Genomic DNA, 16,735 nt, shown 5'->3' on the forward strand with positions numbered 1-16,735 from the left:
GAATTAGGGTTCTTGTGCCATCTTACGAAGATTTAATGTCCGCAGGCGCTTCGGTCGGCGCTTCAACGCCCATTGCTGCGCCTGAGATAGGCCGAGGCGATCTCCCGCATCCGCTTGCCGTCGAAGCTCGGCCCGTGCCCGCCATGGCCGATGCGGATCGGCAGGTCGAGCAGCCGCTGCATGGTGCGACGATAGGCGGCGCGGTCGGAATCCGGCAGGTCGTCGATCAGCATGCCGTCATAGATGGCATCGCCGGCGAAAAACAGGCCGTCGGCCTGGTCGAACAGCGCGATCGAATCAGGCGAATGTCCCGGCAGGTGCAGCACCTTGAATTGCCGGTCGCCGATATCGACGACATCGCCCTCGGCAAGCGTCCTTGTCAGCGGTGCCGGCAGGATCCTGTAGTCGGCCGCTTTCCAACTGGGCGCCGGCAATTTCGAGACGGCGCCGTCGAGGTTGTGGAACATGTAGGCGTAGGTCACCGCCTCATCCATGCTGTCGAATTTTTCGGCGCTTTGCTCCGGTCCCGCCCGCAGCGGAAATTCGTGCAGCGAGCCGACATGGTCGAGATGGATATGGGTGGCGACGACCAGCAGCGGCTTGCCGGCAGGCGTGTCGATCTGAGGCGCCAACGGGCAGATGCCCATGCCGGTATCGACGAGCAGGTCGACGTCACGGCCTTTGAGATGCCAGATGTTGGCGCGCACGAAATCATGCACGAACGGCTCGGTCAGCATCGTCGTTCTGGGGTCGATGCTGGTCTTGCTGAACCAGTCGCCCACCAGACGTTCGCCCAACAGACTGGCGCCCATCAGACGAAGGGCTTTCCGACCTTGTATTTTTCCGGCACCAACCGCTTCAGATAGGCCATGCCGGCCTCGGACAGCTGATTGACGTCGGGCTTCATGAAATCATCGGGCATGTGGCGCGTCTTGCCGGCGACGTTCTTCAGCGGCACCTTCTTCAGCACCGTCTTCGTGCCGTCATATTGCAGCGCCACCGAGCCGCCGCCCTCCTCGGCGACCGCCACCGCGAAGGCGCCGGCGTCGAAGGCCTCCTTGGCGTCGACGGCGCTGATGGCGCCGACATAGCCGCGCGGCATGTAGCCCAGCGCATCGACGCGCGCCCGCTTGCCCGGCAGGCCTTCGGCGAGCGCCCGCTCGAGCGCCGCCGGCAGGTCGCTGCCCGACAGCTTGACGTTGCCATGGGCGTCGCGCTCAAGCTTCTCCGGTGGCACCAGGCTTTCGACCAGTGCCTTGCCGTCGGCGGTGCTGACGCCTTCGGATACGGCGACGATACAGCGCTTGTGGCGGTCGAGCGTGGCACGCACGTCGTCGATGAAGCCGGCGGCCGAGAATGGCCGCTCCGGCACGTAGACGAGATGCGGGCCGCTGTCGGGGTCGAGCTGCCATGCGGCCGCGGCTGTGGTGAGGAAGCCGGCGTGCCGGCCCATGACGATGCCGACATAGATGCCGGGCAAGGCGCGGAAATCGAGATCGACCGAGAGGAAGGCGCCGGCAACGAACTCGGCCGCCGAGATGAAGCCCGGCGTGTGGTCGTTCTCCTCGAGATCGTTGTCGATGGTTTTCGGCGCGTGCACGAAGGCCATCGTGCCGCCGGCGGCGTCGGTCAGAATCTGCTGCGTGCCGGATGTGTCGTTGCCGCCGATATAGATGAAGGCGTCGGCTCCGGCCTTCTTCAGGCCGTTGAGGATGACCTCGCAATAGGCCGCGTCGGGCTTGTCACGCGTCGAGCCCAGTGCCGCACTCGGCGTCGCCGCGATCAGCCTGAGCTGTTCCTCGGAGATGGAAGAGAGGTCGGCATAGTTGCCGTCACGAATGCCGCGCACGCCGTGGATCGAGCCCAGCACCTTGGCGCCGGGATGCCGCTTGCGGATCTCCAGTGCTGCACCAACCATGGTCTGGTTGATGACAGCGGTCGGTCCGCCGCCCTGCGCGATCACAAACGTTCCTGACATTCTTCAATTCTCCCGGATGGTGGCTTCGCAGGCACATTCGCCTGTCTTGCGGCATCACGCAACGGGAGAGTCAAACGGCTGCGAGCAGCCGTCGAACGATCAGACGACGACGACCGGGTTCTTCTTGGAAACGCGGCTGTAGAGGTCGATGATGTCCTGGTTGATCAGGCGCACGCAGCCCGACGACATCGCCTGGCCGATGCTCCACCATTCCGGCGAACCGTGGATGCGGTAGCCGGTGTCCTTGCCGTTCTGGTAGATGTAGAGCGCCCGGGCGCCGAGCGGATTGGTAAGACCGCCGGGCTGGCCGCCCTGCCATTTCACCAGTTCCGGCTTGCGCGCGATCATTTCGGGCGGCGGGGTCCAGACTGGCCATTCCTTGCCGTACTGGATGTTGGCGCGGCCGGACCAGCGGAAGCCGTCTTTGCCGATGCCGACGCCGTAGCGGATCGCCTCGCCGCCAGGCTGCACCAGGTAGAGCTTGCGCTCCTGCAAATGCACGACGATGGTGCCGGGCGCCTCGCCGGTCTCGTCGACGACGATCTGGCGACGGAACTCCGCCTTGACCTTCTGATAGGGCACCGCCGGCACCTCGAAGCCGCCGTCGTTGAGCGAGGCATACATCACGTCCGGGCCGGTGATGTTCTTGTCGACGCTGATCGCGGGACGGATCGGCCGCAGCGAGCCGGTGGTGGTGTCGTCGAGCTGCAGCTGCGGCAGGTCGAGCGTCTGGCTGCAGCCGGCCATGCCAAGCAGCGTGATCGCGCCGGCGCCTGACAGCACCGCGCGGCGGGAAAGCAGATTTTCGGTTTCGCTTGCGTCGCCATTCACTGGCGGCGTCAGATTTTGCGGCTTACGCATGCACCCAAACCCTACGCTGTCGGCGGGAAACACGGTCCGGCCGGATAGGGGCAGTTTCGCCAATCATGGTTGAAAAAGCGTGAAGGGCCGGACTTTGGTCTTAACCCTGTTCGGCTGTCACCCGCGCCGGCAAGGTGAAACGGCGCGCCTCGGGATTTCGAAGAAGCCCCCTTTACATTCTTGCGCACCCGAGGATTTATCCTTTTCTTTGCGCTCAAGGAGACATCGATGTCCTTCGAAAACTGGGCCGCCTTCGCCGCCGCCTCAGCCATCCTTCTCGTCATTCCCGGCCCGACCATCCTTTTGGTCGTGTCCTATGCGCTGGGCCAGGGCTGGCGCACGGCGCTGCCGATGGCGGTCGGCGTGGCGCTGGGCGACTTCACCGCCATGACGCTGTCGATGCTGGGCATCGGCGCGCTGCTGGCGGCATCGGCCACCGTGTTCACGGTGCTCAAGGTGATCGGCGCCTGCTACCTGATCTATCTCGGCGTAAAACTGTTCCGCGCCGGCGGCGCGCTCAAGGCCGAGCCGCGTACCGACGCGGTGTCTTCGGCGAAAATGATGGCGCATGCCTGGCTGGTCACCGCGCTCAACCCGAAAAGCATCACCTTCTTCGTCGCCTTCCTGCCGCAGTTCCTCGACCGGCACGCGGATTTCTGGACCCAGATGCTGGTCTTCGAAACGACCTTCCTGGCGCTCGCCTTCGCCAATGCCTTCGGCTACGCGCTGATCGCGGCCAGGGCACGCAAGGTGGTGCGCAATCCCAAAGCGATCCGCATCTTTAACCGCACCGGCGGCACGCTGCTGGTCGGCGCCGGCATTGCCACCATGGCGATGCGTTCGGGAAATTGAGGCGTCTTGGACCAAGCAGGTGAGGCGGGCCCGCCTCACCACTTCACACTGAAGCCAAGATTACCTTCGAGCATCAGCCGTTTGTCTCCGCCGAGGTTGGTGGTGTAGTCGCCGGTGGCGAAGAGGCTGACCTTGTCGGTCACCTTGGCGACCACGCCGCCGCCGAATTCCAGCGATGTTGACTTGCCTTCGGTCGAGATGTCGGTGCCCTCGAAATTCACATGGTCGGTGCCGCCGAAGGCGTGCCACAGATTGGCCTTCAGGTAGGGCTGCAGCGGGACGCCGTTGATGGCAATCTCGCCCTGCAGCCGCAACCCGACCCTGCCATTCACGCTATCGTCGAGGTCGAAGGACACGGCCGAAAACCTGTCCTCGGCATCGTCGAGCGACACATGCTGCCAGATCAGCTGCGCCTGCGGCTCGAGCGTCCAGCCTTGGCCGAGCGCGACCGGATAACCGCCCTCGATTGAGGCGGTGACGCCGGTTCCCTTGACGTCGATGCCGATGCCGCGCGACGAGGTGGCCGAGCCACCGAAGAAGGTCGCCATCAGGACACCGTCCAGATACCAGCCGCCCGGGCCGATCCGGGTCCAGTAGCCGCCGACGCTGGTGCCGCCGAGGTCGATGTCGCCGACGGCGAGACCGTCCTGTCCCAAGGCCTGTCCGTGCACATCGCCATTCATGCTGCCATAGGCAATGAACAGGCCGGCGCGATCGACCTGGCCCGAGCTTCCCTCGCGGCCGAAAGCGTCGAAGCCGGCCTGGAAGCCGAACAGCGTGCCGTCGAAGGACGGCGAGACCGTTCCGGACCAGTCCATCTTGGCGTCCTGGCCGAAGACGCGGCCCCAGACCGGCTGCAGTTCGGTGTCTGAAGACAAGAGACCCTGCTCGCCGCGCCGCTCGTGGAAGGTGCCGAGCGTCGCCATCGCCAGATGCTCGGCCACCGGCGGCACCGCCGAATAGACCGGCACCTCGATGCGGTAGAGCAGGATTTGTTGACCGGCCGCCGGGGTCGGCAGGTCGGGCACAGCCGTCGGCACCGGCGGCGGTGGCGGCGGCGGGTCCGCGGGTGGCGCTTCGGGTGGGGCCGGCGGTGCCTCGGGCTCCGGATCGCTCGCCTGCACCGGCGGCGTCGGATCGACCGGCGGATTGTTGATGTCACCCTCGGTCGGCACCGGCACCGGCGGCAATTCGGAAGGTGGCGGCGGCGCCTCTGTTGCAGGAGGCTCCGGCTCGGGCTGTGGCGCCGGCTCCAGCGCCGGCGGCGCTGCGGCGGGCGATGTCGGCGTGATCAGCGTCGAACGCAGATACCAGTTCTCCTCGCTGCCGGCGCTGACGCCGCCCTTGAACAGGTAATATTCGAAGGCACCGGCCGCGACCGGCGCGCTGAGCGCAAAGGCATTGGCGCTGGACGTGGCGCCGTTGATCGCCTGGACGACCATGATGCCGTCCGCCGCGGTCTCGGCGCCGGCGCCGCCGTCATTGACCACCGCGATGCCGGTGGAGCCGGAGGCCGTGCCACCGGAGAGCACGAGCCTGTCGGAAGCGGAAGAGTCATCGCCAAGCTCGGTCTGAATCAGCAGCAGGCCGCCGAGGCCCGTATAGTTGCCGGAAATCGTCAGCCGGTCGACAGCACCTGTGACGCCATTGGTCAGGTCGATGCGGCCGGCATTGGTAACCTGCGCCAGCTGGCCAGCGGTAAAGGCCTGGATCGTCGAATTGAAGCCGCCGCCATAGAGCGTGCTGGCCTGATCGACATTGAGCGATCCGGTTCCGGTGCCGCTGTCGCCGAGCGTGAGATTGCCGTCCAGCGTCAGTTCGGTGTCGTTGGTGGCGTTGATGGTTTCCCAGTTCTGGACTCTGGCAATACCGTCCAGCGAGACATTGTCGAAGGTGAGGGCATCGGTGCCGAGGCCGCCATTAAGGGCATCTGTGCCGCCGAGATTGGCCTTGGTGAGGTTGCTCAGTTGGGCCGTATCGTTGTCGCCGCCGAGATCGACCGTGCCGTAGATGATGCCGCCACCATTCCAGACGAAGCTGTCGGCGCCAAAGCTCATCAGCACGTCGCCGCCGACCGCGCCGCCGGTCACCGTTACGCTGTCGGTGCCGCCACTGACGCTGATGTTGCCGCCGATGGTGCCACCTGAGACGATGATCGTGTCGTTTCCGAAGCCGGTGACGAGGTTGCGGTCGATGGTGCCGCCGGACATGTCGAAGTAATTGTCGTCGAGCTTCATGTTGACGCGGCCGATGCGTCCGCCGGTCATCACCGCATGGTCGCCATCGTCGAAGAAATCGACAATGCGGCCACCGCTCATGGTGAAGGTGTCGAGCCCGTCGCCCTGGTTGAGCGAGCCGACCTGGCCGCCGCTCATGTTGAAATCGTCAATGCCGGCGCCCTGCTGGGCGTTGCCGGTGATGGTGCCGGACTGCATGTCGATGCGGTCTGTGCCTGCGCCAAAGGTGACGTTGCCGCTCACCTGTCCGGTGCCGCCGGCGGGAAAGGTCAGCGTGTTGTTGCCGCCGGTATCGGTGAGGCTGCCGCCCGAATCGCCGCTGTCACAGACAAACGCATCGTTGCCGGCGGACGGGACCAGGAGACAGGCCGCGAAAGCCGCGGAATTGAGCAGAAACGACGTAGTTGCGATGAGGCTAATATACCATAACTTCAACCGAAGCAGCTTTCGCTGCGGTAAAGCAATTGTTTCCCCCGTATCTCCCGAACTGACGCTCGGAAACCTCTCTTTCAGGTGCCGCATCGCGTCCTCGTCAATTCGCGATTGCAAACGCCCCGCCCGGCGCCGCAATGAAGCCACAATCCGACACATTTTACAAAGCCTATTCTGTCCTCCTTGGTTGATGAACTGCAAAACTAGTCGAATAGGCCGCAGTACTTATTGGTCCAGAGCCTGTTGGCGCATCGGTCGCCGATACTCTAAGGTCGGCGCCTCAGGATTTGTAGCGATCGAGAGGCTGGGCATGGCGGTCAAGGACGCATTCGGCCTGACATTGTCGGGCGCGACGGAGGCCGGTTTCGCGCCTTACGCCCAGGCCGTGCGCGAACTGCAGTGCTTCATTGGCGATCCGGTCGCCTCAGCAGACCGCGCCATCGCGCAAGATCCCGATTTCGTCATGGCGCATGTCTTCAAGGGCTATCTCTTCGGTCTCGCCACCGAGCGCGAGGCAAGCCTTGTGGCCAAGGCTTGTTACGAGGCCGCGCTGCCGCTTGCCGCCACGCCGCGCGAACAGGCGCATGTCGCGGCCCTTGGTCATCTCGCCGCCGGCCGCTGGCACGAGGCCTCGCGAACGCTCGAGGACATCGCCATCGACTTTCCGCTCGACATGGTGGCGCTGCAGGCCGGGCACCAGATCGACTTCTTCACCGGCAATGCCCGCATGCTGCGCGACCGCATCGGCCGCGCTCTGCCATCGTGGCAAAAGGATATGCCGGGCTACCACGCCGTCCTCGGCATGCAGGCCTTCGGGCTTGAGGAGATGGGCGACTATGCGCGCGCCGAGAGGCTTGGCCGCACGGCGGTCGACATCGAGCCGCGCGACGGCTGGGCGCAGCATGCCGTTGCCCATGTCATGGAAATGCAGAGCCGGCAAAAGGACGGCATCGCCTGGATGCGCGCCAACCCGGAGGCTTGGACGAAGGACAGCTTCCTGCAGGTGCACAATTGGTGGCATCTGTCGCTGTTCCACTACGATCTCGGCGAGACCGACGAGGTGCTGGCGCTCTATGACGGACCGATCTACGGCACGCCGTCGACGCTGGCGCTCAACATGGTCGATGCCTCGGCGATCCTGTGGCGGCTCTATCTCGGCGGCGCCGATGTCGGCGACCGCTGGGCAGCCCTTGCCGCCAACTGGCCCAAGGCCGGCGCCGGCAATTACGCCTTCAACGACGCGCACGCGATGATGGCCTTCGTCGGCGCCGAGCTCGAAGCGCCGGCCAAAACCCTGCTCGAAGCACAGCGCGAGGCAATGCGCGGCAACGACGACAATGCTGCCTTCACCCGCGATGTCGGCCATCCCCTCACACTTGCCATCAAGGCATTCGGCGACGGCAACTATGCCGAGACGGTACGCCTGATCCGGCCGATTCGCGCCATCGCCCAACGCTTCGGCGGCAGCCACGCGCAGCGCGACGTCATCGATCTCACCCTGATCGAGGCGGCGCTGCGTTCCGGCGACCATGCCCTGTCGCGGGCGCTAACGGCGGAACGCACGCTGGCGCGACCGGACAGCCCGCTCTCGGCATTGTTTTCTCAGCGCGCCGCCGAATTGTCCGAGAATTGACCGGCGGCGAATCTTGCCTTAAAAACTGGCCAAGCCAGATTTTTTCGAGATCCGAAAAAAATAATTGCAGTGGGAGGAAAGCATGTATCTCGGCCTCGATCTGGGCACGTCGGGCGTCAAGGCGCTGTTGATCGATGCCGGTCAGACTGTCGTCGGCTCCGGCCATGGCTCGCTCGACGTGTCGCGACCGCATCCCGGCTGGTCCGAGCAGGATCCTGCTCACTGGATCCAGGCCTGCGAGACGGCAATCGCCGAACTGAAGGCATCCCATCCGAAAGAACTCGCGACGGTGAAAGGCATCGGCCTCTCTGGCCAGATGCATGGCGCCACCTTGCTCGACGCCGCAGACAAGGTCCTGCGCCCCTGCATCCTATGGAACGACACGCGCAGCCATGCCGAAGCGGCCGCGCTCGACGGCGATCCGCGCTTTCGCGAACTCACCGGCAACATCGTCTTCCCCGGCTTCACCGCGCCGAAACTCGCCTGGGTGAAGAACAACGAGCCCGGTATCTTCGCCAAGGTGGCGAAGGTCCTTTTGCCGAAGGATTTCCTGCGGCACTGGCTGACCGGCGAGCATATGTCGGAAATGTCCGATTCGGCCGGCACGTCCTGGCTCGATGTCGGCAAGCGGCGCTGGTCCGCCGACCTTCTCGCCGCCACCTCGCTCGACGAGAAGCAGATGCCGTCGCTGGTCGAAGGCACGGCGAAAGCTGGCGGCCTGCGCGCCGAACTGGCCTCGAAATGGGGCGTCGAGGCCGGCATCCCGATCGCCGGCGGCGCCGGCGACAATGCAGCCTCGGCCTGCGGCATGGGCACGGTGGGCGCCGGCCACGCTTTCGTCTCGCTCGGCACGTCAGGCGTCCTGTTTGCCGCCAACGCGTCCTATCTGCCCAATCCGGCAAGCGCGGTGCACACATTCTGCCATGCGTTGCCCAACACCTGGCACCAGATGGGCGTCATCCTGTCGGCCACCGATTCGCTCAACTGGCTGTCGGAGATATCAGGCAAGGGCGCCGGCAAACTGACCGCCGAGCTTGGCGATACGCTCCAGGCGCCAAGCGGCGTATCGTTCCTGCCCTATCTCTCGGGCGAGCGCACGCCACACAATGATTCCGCTATTCGCGGCGCGTTCACCGGCCTGGCGCATGAGTCCAGCCGTGCCGTGCTGACCCAGGCGGTGCTCGAAGGCGTCGCCTTCGCCTTCCGCGACAGTCTCGAAGCTCTGAAGAAGGCCGGCACGACATTGACGCGGGTGACGGCGATCGGCGGCGGTTCGCGCTCACGCTACTGGCTGAAGGCGATCGCCACCGCGCTCCAGGTCCCGGTCGACATTCCTGCCGACGGCGATTTCGGCGCCGCCTTCGGCGCGGCAAGGCTCGGCCTGATCGCGGCGACCGGTGCGGATCCGCTCAGCATCTGCACCGCGCCGGCCACCGACGCCACCATCGAACCGGATACGGCGCTGATCGGCGCCTATGCCGACGCCTATCACCGCTACCGGGCGCTTTATCCGGCGATCAAGGGCGCCACGGCGTGAGCGGGCTTTCGCCCACGCCGCGGCATCGCGGCTCACTGCGCCGGCACCTTGTCGAGGAAACCGGTGACGCTCTTCAGCCGGCCGTTCTCGATGACGCCGATGTCGGTGCCTTCGATGACGGATTCGGTGCCTTCCGGCCCGAGGTTCCACGAGAAGCGGATCGTGTCGGCGAACCCGTCCGGCTTGCCCTTCAGCGAGAAGCGGAAGCCGGCAAAGCGCTGCTGCACGCCGTCGATGAGTGCGGCGACGCCGTCGTGGCCGTCGCCTTGCATGATCGGATCACGGTAGCTGACATCCTCGGTGAAGGTCGCTTCCAGCAGGGCCTGCCGTCGGTCCGCATCACCCTCGTTCCAGGCAGTGATGTAGTTTTGGGCGATCGTGTTGAGGTCGGTCATGGTCTGTCTCCTTCTTTGAGTGGCTTTGACACGAACCTTTTCGACCAGCGTGAGCGTGAAACCAATTACGCCTGAGGTAATCAGGGCGAACTTTCGAGAGGACAGAAATCATGAGCAGCGGATTTTTCGGCGACATCCAGAAGATCAAATATGAGGGACCGGATTCGACCAATCCGCTGGCCTACCGGTTCTACAATCCCGACGAGGTTGTCGCCGGCAAGCGGTTGGAAGACCATCTGCGCTTCGCGGTCGCCTACTGGCATTCCTTCGCCTGGCAGGGCGGCGATCCCTTCGGCGGCCAGACCTTCGACCGTCCCTGGTTTCCCAAGGCCGGTGGCATCGACACGATGGAGTTGGCCAAGCTCAAGGCAGACGTCGCCTTCGAGATGTTTTCGCTGCTCGGCGCCCCCTATTTCTGTTTCCACGACGCCGACGTGCGGCCGGAGGGCAAGGATTTTTCGGAGAGTGCGGCGCGCCTCGACGAGATCGGCGACTACTTTGCGGGAAAGATGAAAAAGACCGGCGTCAAGCTGCTCTGGGGCACCGCCAACCTGTTCTCGCACCGCCGCTTCATGTCGGGTGCGGCCACCAATCCCGATCCCGATGTCTTTGCCTATGCGGCGGCAACGGTGAAGAGCTGCATTGACGTCACCAAGCGGCTGAAGGGCGAGAACTACGTGTTGTGGGGCGGCCGTGAGGGCTACGAGACGTTGCTCAACACCGACCTTGGCCGCGAGCAGGACCAGGCCGGCCGCTTCCTCAGCCTTGTGGTCGACTACAAGCACAAGATCGGTTTCAAGGGCACCATCCTGATCGAGCCGAAGCCGCAGGAACCGACAAAGCACCAGTACGACTATGATGTCGCGACGGTGTACGGCTTCCTCAAGCGCTTCGGGCTGGAGAAGGAGGTCAAGCTCAACATCGAGCAGGGTCACGCCATCCTGGCCGGCCATTCCTTCGAGCACGAACTGGCTCTGGCCAACGCGCTCGGCGTCTTCGGTTCGATCGACATGAACCGCAACGACTACCAATCCGGCTGGGACACCGACCAGTTCCCCAACAACGTGCCGGAAATGGCGCTCGCCTACTACCAGGTCTTGCTAGCCGGTGGCTTCAAGACCGGCGGCACCAATTTCGACGCCAAGCTGCGCCGCCAATCGCTCGACCCGCAGGATCTGCTGATCGGCCACATTGGCGGCATGGACGCTTGTGCACGCGGGCTCAAGGCCGCCGCGCGCATGGTCGAGGACAAGGCGCTGTCGGGACCGCTGGCCGAACGCTATGCCGGCTGGAATTCGGCCGAGGCCAAGGCGATGCTGTCGGGCAAACGCACGCTGGAGGAGATCGCCGAGCGTGTGGTGAAGAAGAAGATCGAGCCACAGCCGCGCTCGGGCCGCCAGGAACTGCTCGAGAATATCGTTAACCGCTACGTCTAAGCGCGAAATTCCGTCCATACCTTTGCAGGGCGGCTAGGCATTGCTGCCCCGGAACGGCTTTGCGCGATGGGCAGGACCGACGACACGGTTCTGCCCCGCATCGCCCCTCAATCGCCTCGCTCTTGCCTTCAAACAGCCGTCACGGATCTCGTATAAGTATGGCTCCTGTGGCGGGTGAAGATGAAGGAGGCGAACCGATATGCAGCACGAACGCGAAATCGACGCCCTGCTCTCGTCCGGCGAGACCGGATCGATCATCGATCGGCTGATGGCGTTGCCGAGACCTACCGACGATGTGAAGAACGAATGGGATCGCGCTGTCAGCAGCCGATTCGAAGTCCGTCTGGCGAGACAGATGCGCTCGCAGATCGACAATGGCAGCGATCGTCAAAACGCGGCTTGAGCCACCAAAGCGCTCCGCGCTTTGGAATCTTTTGTTCCATGCATGTCGTTGTCCCAAACCGCTACACACTTTTGGGCGACACGCACTATCCCCGGCGCAGCCTGACCGGCGCTTCGCCGAAAGCTCTTGAAAACGCTCTGGAAAACGCTGCGGCGGACGAAAACCCCGTCCGCCCGGCGATGTCTGCCATGGCGACGCGCGTATCGACCACCAGCCGGCGTGCTGCACCCAGCCTGAGCCTGAGGTAGTAGGCGCCCGGCGTCTCGCCGATCGACTTGCGAAAAATGCTTTCCAGCGTCCGCGCCGTCACCCCGGCGCGCTTGGCCACCGCGGCGATGGTCAGCGGCTGGTCGACATGCGCTTCCATCAGCCGGATGGCTTGCGCCAGCCTGGGATCATAGCCGTCAAGGCGCCCAAGCGAGACCAGCGGCTGAGCGTCGGTGGCGGCGCGTGCCTGGTCGTAGATGAACACGCTGGCGACATCGAGCGCCACCGCCATGCCGAGTCGCGTGCGAATCAAATGCAGCATCAGGTCGAAGGTCGGCGAGGCGCCGCCCGAGGTGAAGACGGGACCGTCGATGACATAGCGGTCGGGGCGCACGTCGACGCCGGGAAAAGCGGCGGAAAAATCCTCCATGTCTTCCCAGTGGGTGGTGGCGCTGCGCCCTTCCAGCAGGCCGGCCCGCGCCACCAGCCAGGTGCCCGCCTCGACGCCGCCGCAGGCCCGTGCGGCACGCGCCGCGCGCCGCAGTCCGGCAAGCAGCGCCGACGTGGCATAGTTCTGCGTGCCGAAACCGGCGACCACGATAAGCACGTCGGTGACTTCGTTGGCATAGAAGCGGCCGCTGACCGCCACCGGCAGGCCACAAGTCGTCACCGGCGCCTCGCCCGTCATCGAAACCAGTTTGAAGTCGAACAGTGTCTCGCCGGCGATGCGGTTGGCGGCGCGCAGCGGATCGATGGCCGAGGCCACGCACATGATCGAAGAGCCCGAAAACACCAGCAGCGTCACCTTGAGCGGTGAACGCTCGGCGCGAAAGATTTCAGATTTTTCGCTTTTGATCACATCCCCTTCGTAAAACGCAAAACAGTTTCCGGCAAGTAGCGCAATGTTGTCGTCTGTTTCGATTGGGAGGAAATTTCATGCCACTCGCGATGAACCGTGAGGTCTTCATTACCTGTGCCGTGACCGGGTCCGGCGGCTCGCAGGACCGCAGCCCGCATGTGCCGCGTTCGCCCAAGCAGATCGCCGATTCGGCGATCGACGCAGCCAAGGCCGGCGCGGCGATCGTCCACTGCCATGTCCGCGATCCCGAGACCGGCAAGCCGCGCCGCGATGTGCATCTCTACCGCGAAGTCACCGAGCGCATCCGTGACGCCAATGTCGACGTGGTGCTGAACCTCACCGCCGGCATGGGCGGCGACATGGTGTTCGGCTCGCCGGAGGCGCCGCTGCCGTTGAATGAAAAAGGCACCGACATGGGCGGCGCCACCAACCGCGTCGAACATGTGCGCCAGTGCCTGCCGGAGATCTGCACGCTGGATTGCGGCACGATGAATTTCGCCGAAGCCGACTATGTCATGACCAACACGCCAGGCATGCTGCGCGCCATGGGCGGCATGATGACGGCGCTCGGCGTCAAGCCGGAGATCGAGGCCTTCGATACGGGCCATCTGTGGTTCGCCAAGCAATTGGTCGAGGAACAGGTGCTGAAGCCGGACGCGCTGGTGCAGCTCTGCATGGGCGTGCCGTGGGGGGCGCCCGACGACCTCAACACCTTCATGGCCATGGTCAACAACGTGCCGTCGACCTGGAACTGGTCGGCCTTCTCGATCGGCCGCAACCAGATGGCCTATGCCGCCGCGGCGGTGCTGGCCGGCGGCAATGTCCGCGTTGGCCTCGAAGACAATCTGTGGCTCGACAAGGGCGTGCTGGCGACCAATGCGCAACTGGTCGAGCGCGCGGCCAGCATCGTCACCAATCTCGGCGCCAGGATCCTCGGGCCGGAGGAAGTGCGCCAGAAGCTCAACCTGACCAAGCGGGCGCCGATCGCCGCGTAGTTTGGAGGGCGTCAAGATGACTACCGTCAAATTCACCGCGATGAAGGATGGCGACCGGGAGGACTATGAGTTCCTGACCGCGCATGAGATCGACTACGCTGCCAGGACCGGCGAGCGGCTGCTCGACGCGCTGGTGCAACTCGACGAGGGCCTGTCCGGCTACAAGATCACCCGGCTCGGCCATTCGCTGCAGGCGGCCACCCGCGCCTGGCGTGACGGCGCCGACAGGGACTGGATCGCCAGCGCCCTGCTGCACGACATCGGCGATATCTACGCGCCCTACAACCACGACGAGTACGCGGCTGCGATCCTAAAACCTTTCGTGCGCGAGCAATGCACCTGGGTGGTGGAAAAGCACGGCGATTTCCAGCGCCTCTATTACGCCCATCATCTCGGCGGCAATCCTCACGCGCGCGACCGCTTCGCCGGGCACGCCTTTTTCGACGATTGCGACCAATTCTGCGAGCGCTGGGACCAGTCAAGCTTCGACCCCGACTACGAGACGCTGCCGATGGAATTCTTCCGGCCCTTCGTGCTCGAAGTCTTTGCCCGCAAGGCCTACGACCCCTCGGTCATCCGCACCGGCGAGCGCGTGCCCCTCATCGATCCAGACATGGCGAACAAAAGAACCGGAGCCTCCGCATGAGCATCATCAACAAGGCGGCCGCCATTGGCGGCGGTGTCATCGGCGCCGGCTGGGTGGCGCGGCTGCTCTTGAACGGCATCGACGTGTCGATCTTCGATCCCGATCCGGAAGCCTCGCGCAAGGTCGGCGAAGTGATGAAGGGCGCGCGCCGCGCCTACAGGCAGATGCTGCCCGGCGGCCTACCCAAGGAAGGCAAGCTGACCTACGCCAAGACCATCGCCGAAGCGGTTTCCGACGCCGACTTCATCCAGGAAAGCGTGCCGGAAAGGCTCGACCTCAAGCACCGCGTGCTGGCCGAGATCGACGCACATGCGCCCGCCAACGCAATCGTCGGCTCCTCGACCTCCGGCATCAAGCCGACCGACATGCAGGTGGCGATGAAGAAACACCCGGAGCGGCTGGTCGTCGGCCATCCGTTCAACCCGGTCTACCTGTTGCCGATCGTCGAGATCGTCGGCGGCGAGCAGACTTTTCCTGAGGCGATCGAGGTCGCCAGGGAGATCTACGCCTCGATCGGCATGAAGCCTGTGGTGATCCGCAAGGAGATCGAGGCCTTCGTTGGCGACCGCCTGCTCGAGGCCGCGTGGCGTGAGGCGCTGTGGCTGATCAAGGACGGCATCTGCACGGTCGAGGAGCTCGACGACATCATGCGCTATGGCTTCGGCCTGCGCTGGGCGCAGATGGGCATGTTCCAGGTCTATCGCGTCGCCGGCGGCGAAGCCGGCATGCGCCACTTCATGGCGCAGTTCGGACCTTGCCTGCAATGGCCGTGGACCAAGCTGATGGACGTGCCGGAGTTCAACGACGAACTGGTCGACCTGATCGCCACCCAGTCGGACGAACAGGCGCACGGCCTGTCGATCCGCGAGTTGGAAAAGATCCGCGACGACAATCTGGTCGCCATCATGGAAGCACTGTCGAAGCAGAACAAGGGCAAAGGCTGGGGCGCCGGCGCCTTGCACAAGGACTACACCAGGCAGCTGGCCAAGCTGGCGGCCAAGAAGCCGACCGCCTCCAAAGCGGCCGTAAAGGCCAAGGCGAGCAAGCCGGTGAAGAAAGCCGACAAGCCGAAGAAAAAGAAGAAGGGCTGAGACCATGGATTTCGGTCTATCGGAGGAGCAAAGGCTCATCGTCGAGACGACGCGCGCGTTCGTCGAAAACGAGCTTTACCCGCATGAGCAAGAGGTGGAGCGCACCGGCGTGCTGCGCCGCGAGTTGATCGAGGAGATCAAGGTCAAGGCGATCGAGGCCGGGCTCTATGCCGCCAACATGCCAACGGAAGTCGGCGGTGCAGGGCTCGATACGGTGACCTGGCTGCTCTACGAAAAGGAGCTGGGCCGCGCCAACTACGCGCTGCACTGGACCTGCGTGGCGCGTCCCTCCAACATCCTTCTGGCCGGTACGCCGGAGCAGCGCGAAAAATATCTCTTCCCCTGCATTCGCGGCGAGAAGTGGGATTGCCTGGCGATGACCGAGCCGGGCGCTGGCTCCGATTTGCGCGGCATGAAGGCAACCGCCGTGCAGGATGGCGACGACTGGGTGCTGAACGGCACCAAGCATTTCATCAGCCACGCCGACCTCGCCGACTTTGCCATCGTGTTCATGGCTTCGGGAGAGGAAGAGTCTTCGCGTGGAAAACGCAAGAAGATCACCGCCTTCTTCGTCGACAAGGGCACCAAGGGTTTTACTGTGCGCGACGGCTACCGCAACGTCTCGCATCGCGGCTACACCAACGCCATCCTCGAATTCGACGATTGCCGCTTGCCGGCAAGCCAGGTGCTCGGCGAGGTGCATAAGGGTTTTGACGTGGCCAACTCCTGGCTCGGCGCCACCCGCCTGCAGGTCGGCGCCACCTGTCTCGGCCGCGCCGAGCGGGCGCTTGGCCACGCCGTTGAATATGCCGCCCAGCGCCAGCAGTTCGGCCAGCAGATCGGCAAATTCCAGGGCGTGTCGTTCAAGCTCGCCGACATGGCGACCGAATTGAAGGCCGCCGACCTGATGGTGTTCGAAGCCGGCTGGAAGTACGATCAGGGCACCGTCACCGATCAGGACATGGCCATGGCCAAGCTGAAAGCCACCGAAATGCTCGCTTTCGTCGCCGATGAGGCGATCCAGATCCATGGCGGCATGGGGCTTATGGACGACCTGCCGCTGGAGCGCATTTGGCGCGATGCTCGCGTCGAACGCATCTGGGAAGGCACTTCGGAGATTCAGCGACATATTATTTCGCGGGCGTTGCTTCGTCCGTTCGGTGCTTAGAGCAT

Annotated in this window: 15 protein-coding genes; 9 read left to right on the top strand and 6 right to left on the bottom strand. The window is 64.4% G+C overall.

Annotated features, from left to right (window positions below; translation table 11 throughout):
- Positions 1 to 62 precede the first annotated feature (62 nt).
- The 3 genes from A6B35_RS06045 to A6B35_RS06055 all read right to left on the bottom strand — a co-directional run bounded on the left by A6B35_RS06045 (position 63) and on the right by A6B35_RS06055 (position 2,839).
- Complete coding sequence (locus A6B35_RS06045; RefSeq protein ID WP_006202329.1) at positions 63 to 812, bottom strand: MBL fold metallo-hydrolase; 750 nt, start codon at positions 810 to 812, stop codon at positions 63 to 65.
- A complete protein-coding gene (locus A6B35_RS06050; RefSeq protein WP_006202328.1) occupies positions 812 to 1,978 on the bottom strand; it encodes a diphosphate--fructose-6-phosphate 1-phosphotransferase in 1,167 nt (388 codons plus the stop codon). Before A6B35_RS06050 ends, A6B35_RS06045 begins: the two co-directional genes overlap by 1 nt.
- Positions 1,979 to 2,077: 99 nt before the next feature.
- Positions 2,078 to 2,839: a L,D-transpeptidase gene (locus A6B35_RS06055; protein WP_006202327.1), complete on the bottom strand. Its 762-nt coding sequence runs from the start codon at positions 2,837 to 2,839 to the stop codon at positions 2,078 to 2,080.
- 228 nt (positions 2,840 to 3,067) lie between these two features.
- On the opposite strand from A6B35_RS06055, the gene A6B35_RS06060 reads away from it, so the two are divergent.
- Positions 3,068 to 3,691 (top strand): LysE family translocator, encoded by a 624-nt coding sequence (locus A6B35_RS06060; protein WP_006202326.1) that lies wholly within the window; start codon positions 3,068 to 3,070, stop codon positions 3,689 to 3,691.
- Between the two features lie 35 nt (positions 3,692 to 3,726).
- On the opposite strand, the gene A6B35_RS06065 is transcribed toward A6B35_RS06060, so the two are convergent.
- The gene (locus A6B35_RS06065; protein ID WP_081482144.1) at positions 3,727 to 6,450 is read right to left on the bottom strand and encodes an autotransporter family protein; all 2,724 of its coding nucleotides are present in this window, start codon (positions 6,448 to 6,450) and stop codon (positions 3,727 to 3,729) included.
- 220 nt (positions 6,451 to 6,670) lie between these two features.
- Between A6B35_RS06065 and A6B35_RS06070 the strand changes: the two genes are divergently transcribed.
- Both A6B35_RS06070 and xylB read left to right on the top strand, forming a co-directional pair.
- Positions 6,671 to 7,993: a tetratricopeptide repeat protein gene (locus tag A6B35_RS06070; protein WP_006202324.1), complete on the top strand. Its 1,323-nt coding sequence runs from the start codon at positions 6,671 to 6,673 to the stop codon at positions 7,991 to 7,993.
- 82 nt (positions 7,994 to 8,075) lie between these two features.
- Positions 8,076 to 9,530, top strand: coding sequence for a xylulokinase (xylB, locus tag A6B35_RS06075; RefSeq protein ID WP_006202323.1), 1,455 nt, complete (start codon positions 8,076 to 8,078; stop codon positions 9,528 to 9,530).
- 32 nt (positions 9,531 to 9,562) lie between these two features.
- On the opposite strand, the gene A6B35_RS06080 is transcribed toward xylB, so the two are convergent.
- On the bottom strand, positions 9,563 to 9,925 hold the full coding sequence (locus A6B35_RS06080; protein ID WP_006202322.1) for a nuclear transport factor 2 family protein: 363 nt from the start codon (positions 9,923 to 9,925) through the stop codon (positions 9,563 to 9,565).
- 110 nt (positions 9,926 to 10,035) lie between these two features.
- On the opposite strand from A6B35_RS06080, the gene xylA reads away from it, so the two are divergent.
- Together xylA and A6B35_RS06090 are read left to right on the top strand one after the other, a co-directional pair.
- The gene (xylA, locus tag A6B35_RS06085) at positions 10,036 to 11,361 is read left to right on the top strand and encodes a xylose isomerase (protein ID WP_006202321.1); all 1,326 of its coding nucleotides are present in this window, start codon (positions 10,036 to 10,038) and stop codon (positions 11,359 to 11,361) included.
- 199 nt (positions 11,362 to 11,560) lie between these two features.
- Positions 11,561 to 11,764, top strand: a complete 204-nt coding sequence (locus A6B35_RS06090) for a hypothetical protein (protein WP_006202320.1) — start codon at positions 11,561 to 11,563, stop codon at positions 11,762 to 11,764.
- 85 nt (positions 11,765 to 11,849) lie between these two features.
- Here the strand turns inward: A6B35_RS06090 and A6B35_RS06095 are convergent, their stop codons facing one another.
- A complete protein-coding gene (locus tag A6B35_RS06095) occupies positions 11,850 to 12,830 on the bottom strand; it encodes a GlxA family transcriptional regulator (protein ID WP_006202319.1) in 981 nt (326 codons plus the stop codon).
- Positions 12,831 to 12,907: 77 nt separating this feature from the next.
- Between A6B35_RS06095 and bcoG the strand changes: the two genes are divergently transcribed.
- The 4 genes from bcoG to A6B35_RS06115 are packed head-to-tail and all read left to right on the top strand — an operon-like array spanning position 12,908 to position 16,730.
- Entirely contained in the window at positions 12,908 to 13,825 is a 918-nt protein-coding gene (gene bcoG, locus A6B35_RS06100; protein WP_006202318.1) for a 3-dehydrocarnitine:acetyl-CoA trimethylamine transferase BcoG, read from the top strand.
- 16 nt (positions 13,826 to 13,841) lie between these two features.
- The gene (locus tag A6B35_RS06105) at positions 13,842 to 14,471 is read left to right on the top strand and encodes an HD domain-containing protein (protein WP_006202317.1); all 630 of its coding nucleotides are present in this window, start codon (positions 13,842 to 13,844) and stop codon (positions 14,469 to 14,471) included.
- A complete protein-coding gene (locus tag A6B35_RS06110) occupies positions 14,468 to 15,562 on the top strand; it encodes a carnitine 3-dehydrogenase (protein ID WP_006202316.1) in 1,095 nt (364 codons plus the stop codon). The genes A6B35_RS06105 and A6B35_RS06110 overlap by 4 nt, the downstream gene beginning before the upstream one ends.
- Positions 15,563 to 15,566: 4 nt before the next feature.
- A complete protein-coding gene (locus tag A6B35_RS06115) occupies positions 15,567 to 16,730 on the top strand; it encodes an acyl-CoA dehydrogenase family protein (RefSeq protein WP_006202315.1) in 1,164 nt (387 codons plus the stop codon).
- Positions 16,731 to 16,735: the final 5 nt, after the last annotated feature.

Source organism: Mesorhizobium amorphae CCNWGS0123 (genome assembly GCF_001686985.1).
Classification (GTDB): domain Bacteria; phylum Pseudomonadota; class Alphaproteobacteria; order Rhizobiales; family Rhizobiaceae; genus Mesorhizobium; species Mesorhizobium amorphae.

Coding starts and splice junctions, on each gene's coding strand:
- xylB (WP_006202323.1), top strand. CDS start 8,076: ATGTATCTCGGCCTCGATCTGGGCACGTCGGGCGTCAAGGCGCTGTTG.
- xylA (WP_006202321.1), top strand. CDS start 10,036: ATGAGCAGCGGATTTTTCGGCGACATCCAGAAGATCAAATATGAGGGA.
- A6B35_RS06045 (WP_006202329.1), bottom strand. CDS start 812: ATGGGCGCCAGTCTGTTGGGCGAACGTCTGGTGGGCGACTGGTTCAGC.
- A6B35_RS06090 (WP_006202320.1), top strand. CDS start 11,561: ATGCAGCACGAACGCGAAATCGACGCCCTGCTCTCGTCCGGCGAGACC.
- A6B35_RS06105 (WP_006202317.1), top strand. CDS start 13,842: ATGACTACCGTCAAATTCACCGCGATGAAGGATGGCGACCGGGAGGAC.
- A6B35_RS06050 (WP_006202328.1), bottom strand. CDS start 1,978: ATGTCAGGAACGTTTGTGATCGCGCAGGGCGGCGGACCGACCGCTGTC.
- A6B35_RS06065 (WP_081482144.1), bottom strand. CDS start 6,450: ATGCGGCACCTGAAAGAGAGGTTTCCGAGCGTCAGTTCGGGAGATACG.
- A6B35_RS06060 (WP_006202326.1), top strand. CDS start 3,068: ATGTCCTTCGAAAACTGGGCCGCCTTCGCCGCCGCCTCAGCCATCCTT.
- A6B35_RS06115 (WP_006202315.1), top strand. CDS start 15,567: ATGGATTTCGGTCTATCGGAGGAGCAAAGGCTCATCGTCGAGACGACG.
- A6B35_RS06055 (WP_006202327.1), bottom strand. CDS start 2,839: ATGCGTAAGCCGCAAAATCTGACGCCGCCAGTGAATGGCGACGCAAGC.
- A6B35_RS06080 (WP_006202322.1), bottom strand. CDS start 9,925: ATGACCGACCTCAACACGATCGCCCAAAACTACATCACTGCCTGGAAC.
- bcoG (WP_006202318.1), top strand. CDS start 12,908: ATGCCACTCGCGATGAACCGTGAGGTCTTCATTACCTGTGCCGTGACC.
- A6B35_RS06070 (WP_006202324.1), top strand. CDS start 6,671: ATGGCGGTCAAGGACGCATTCGGCCTGACATTGTCGGGCGCGACGGAG.
- A6B35_RS06110 (WP_006202316.1), top strand. CDS start 14,468: ATGAGCATCATCAACAAGGCGGCCGCCATTGGCGGCGGTGTCATCGGC.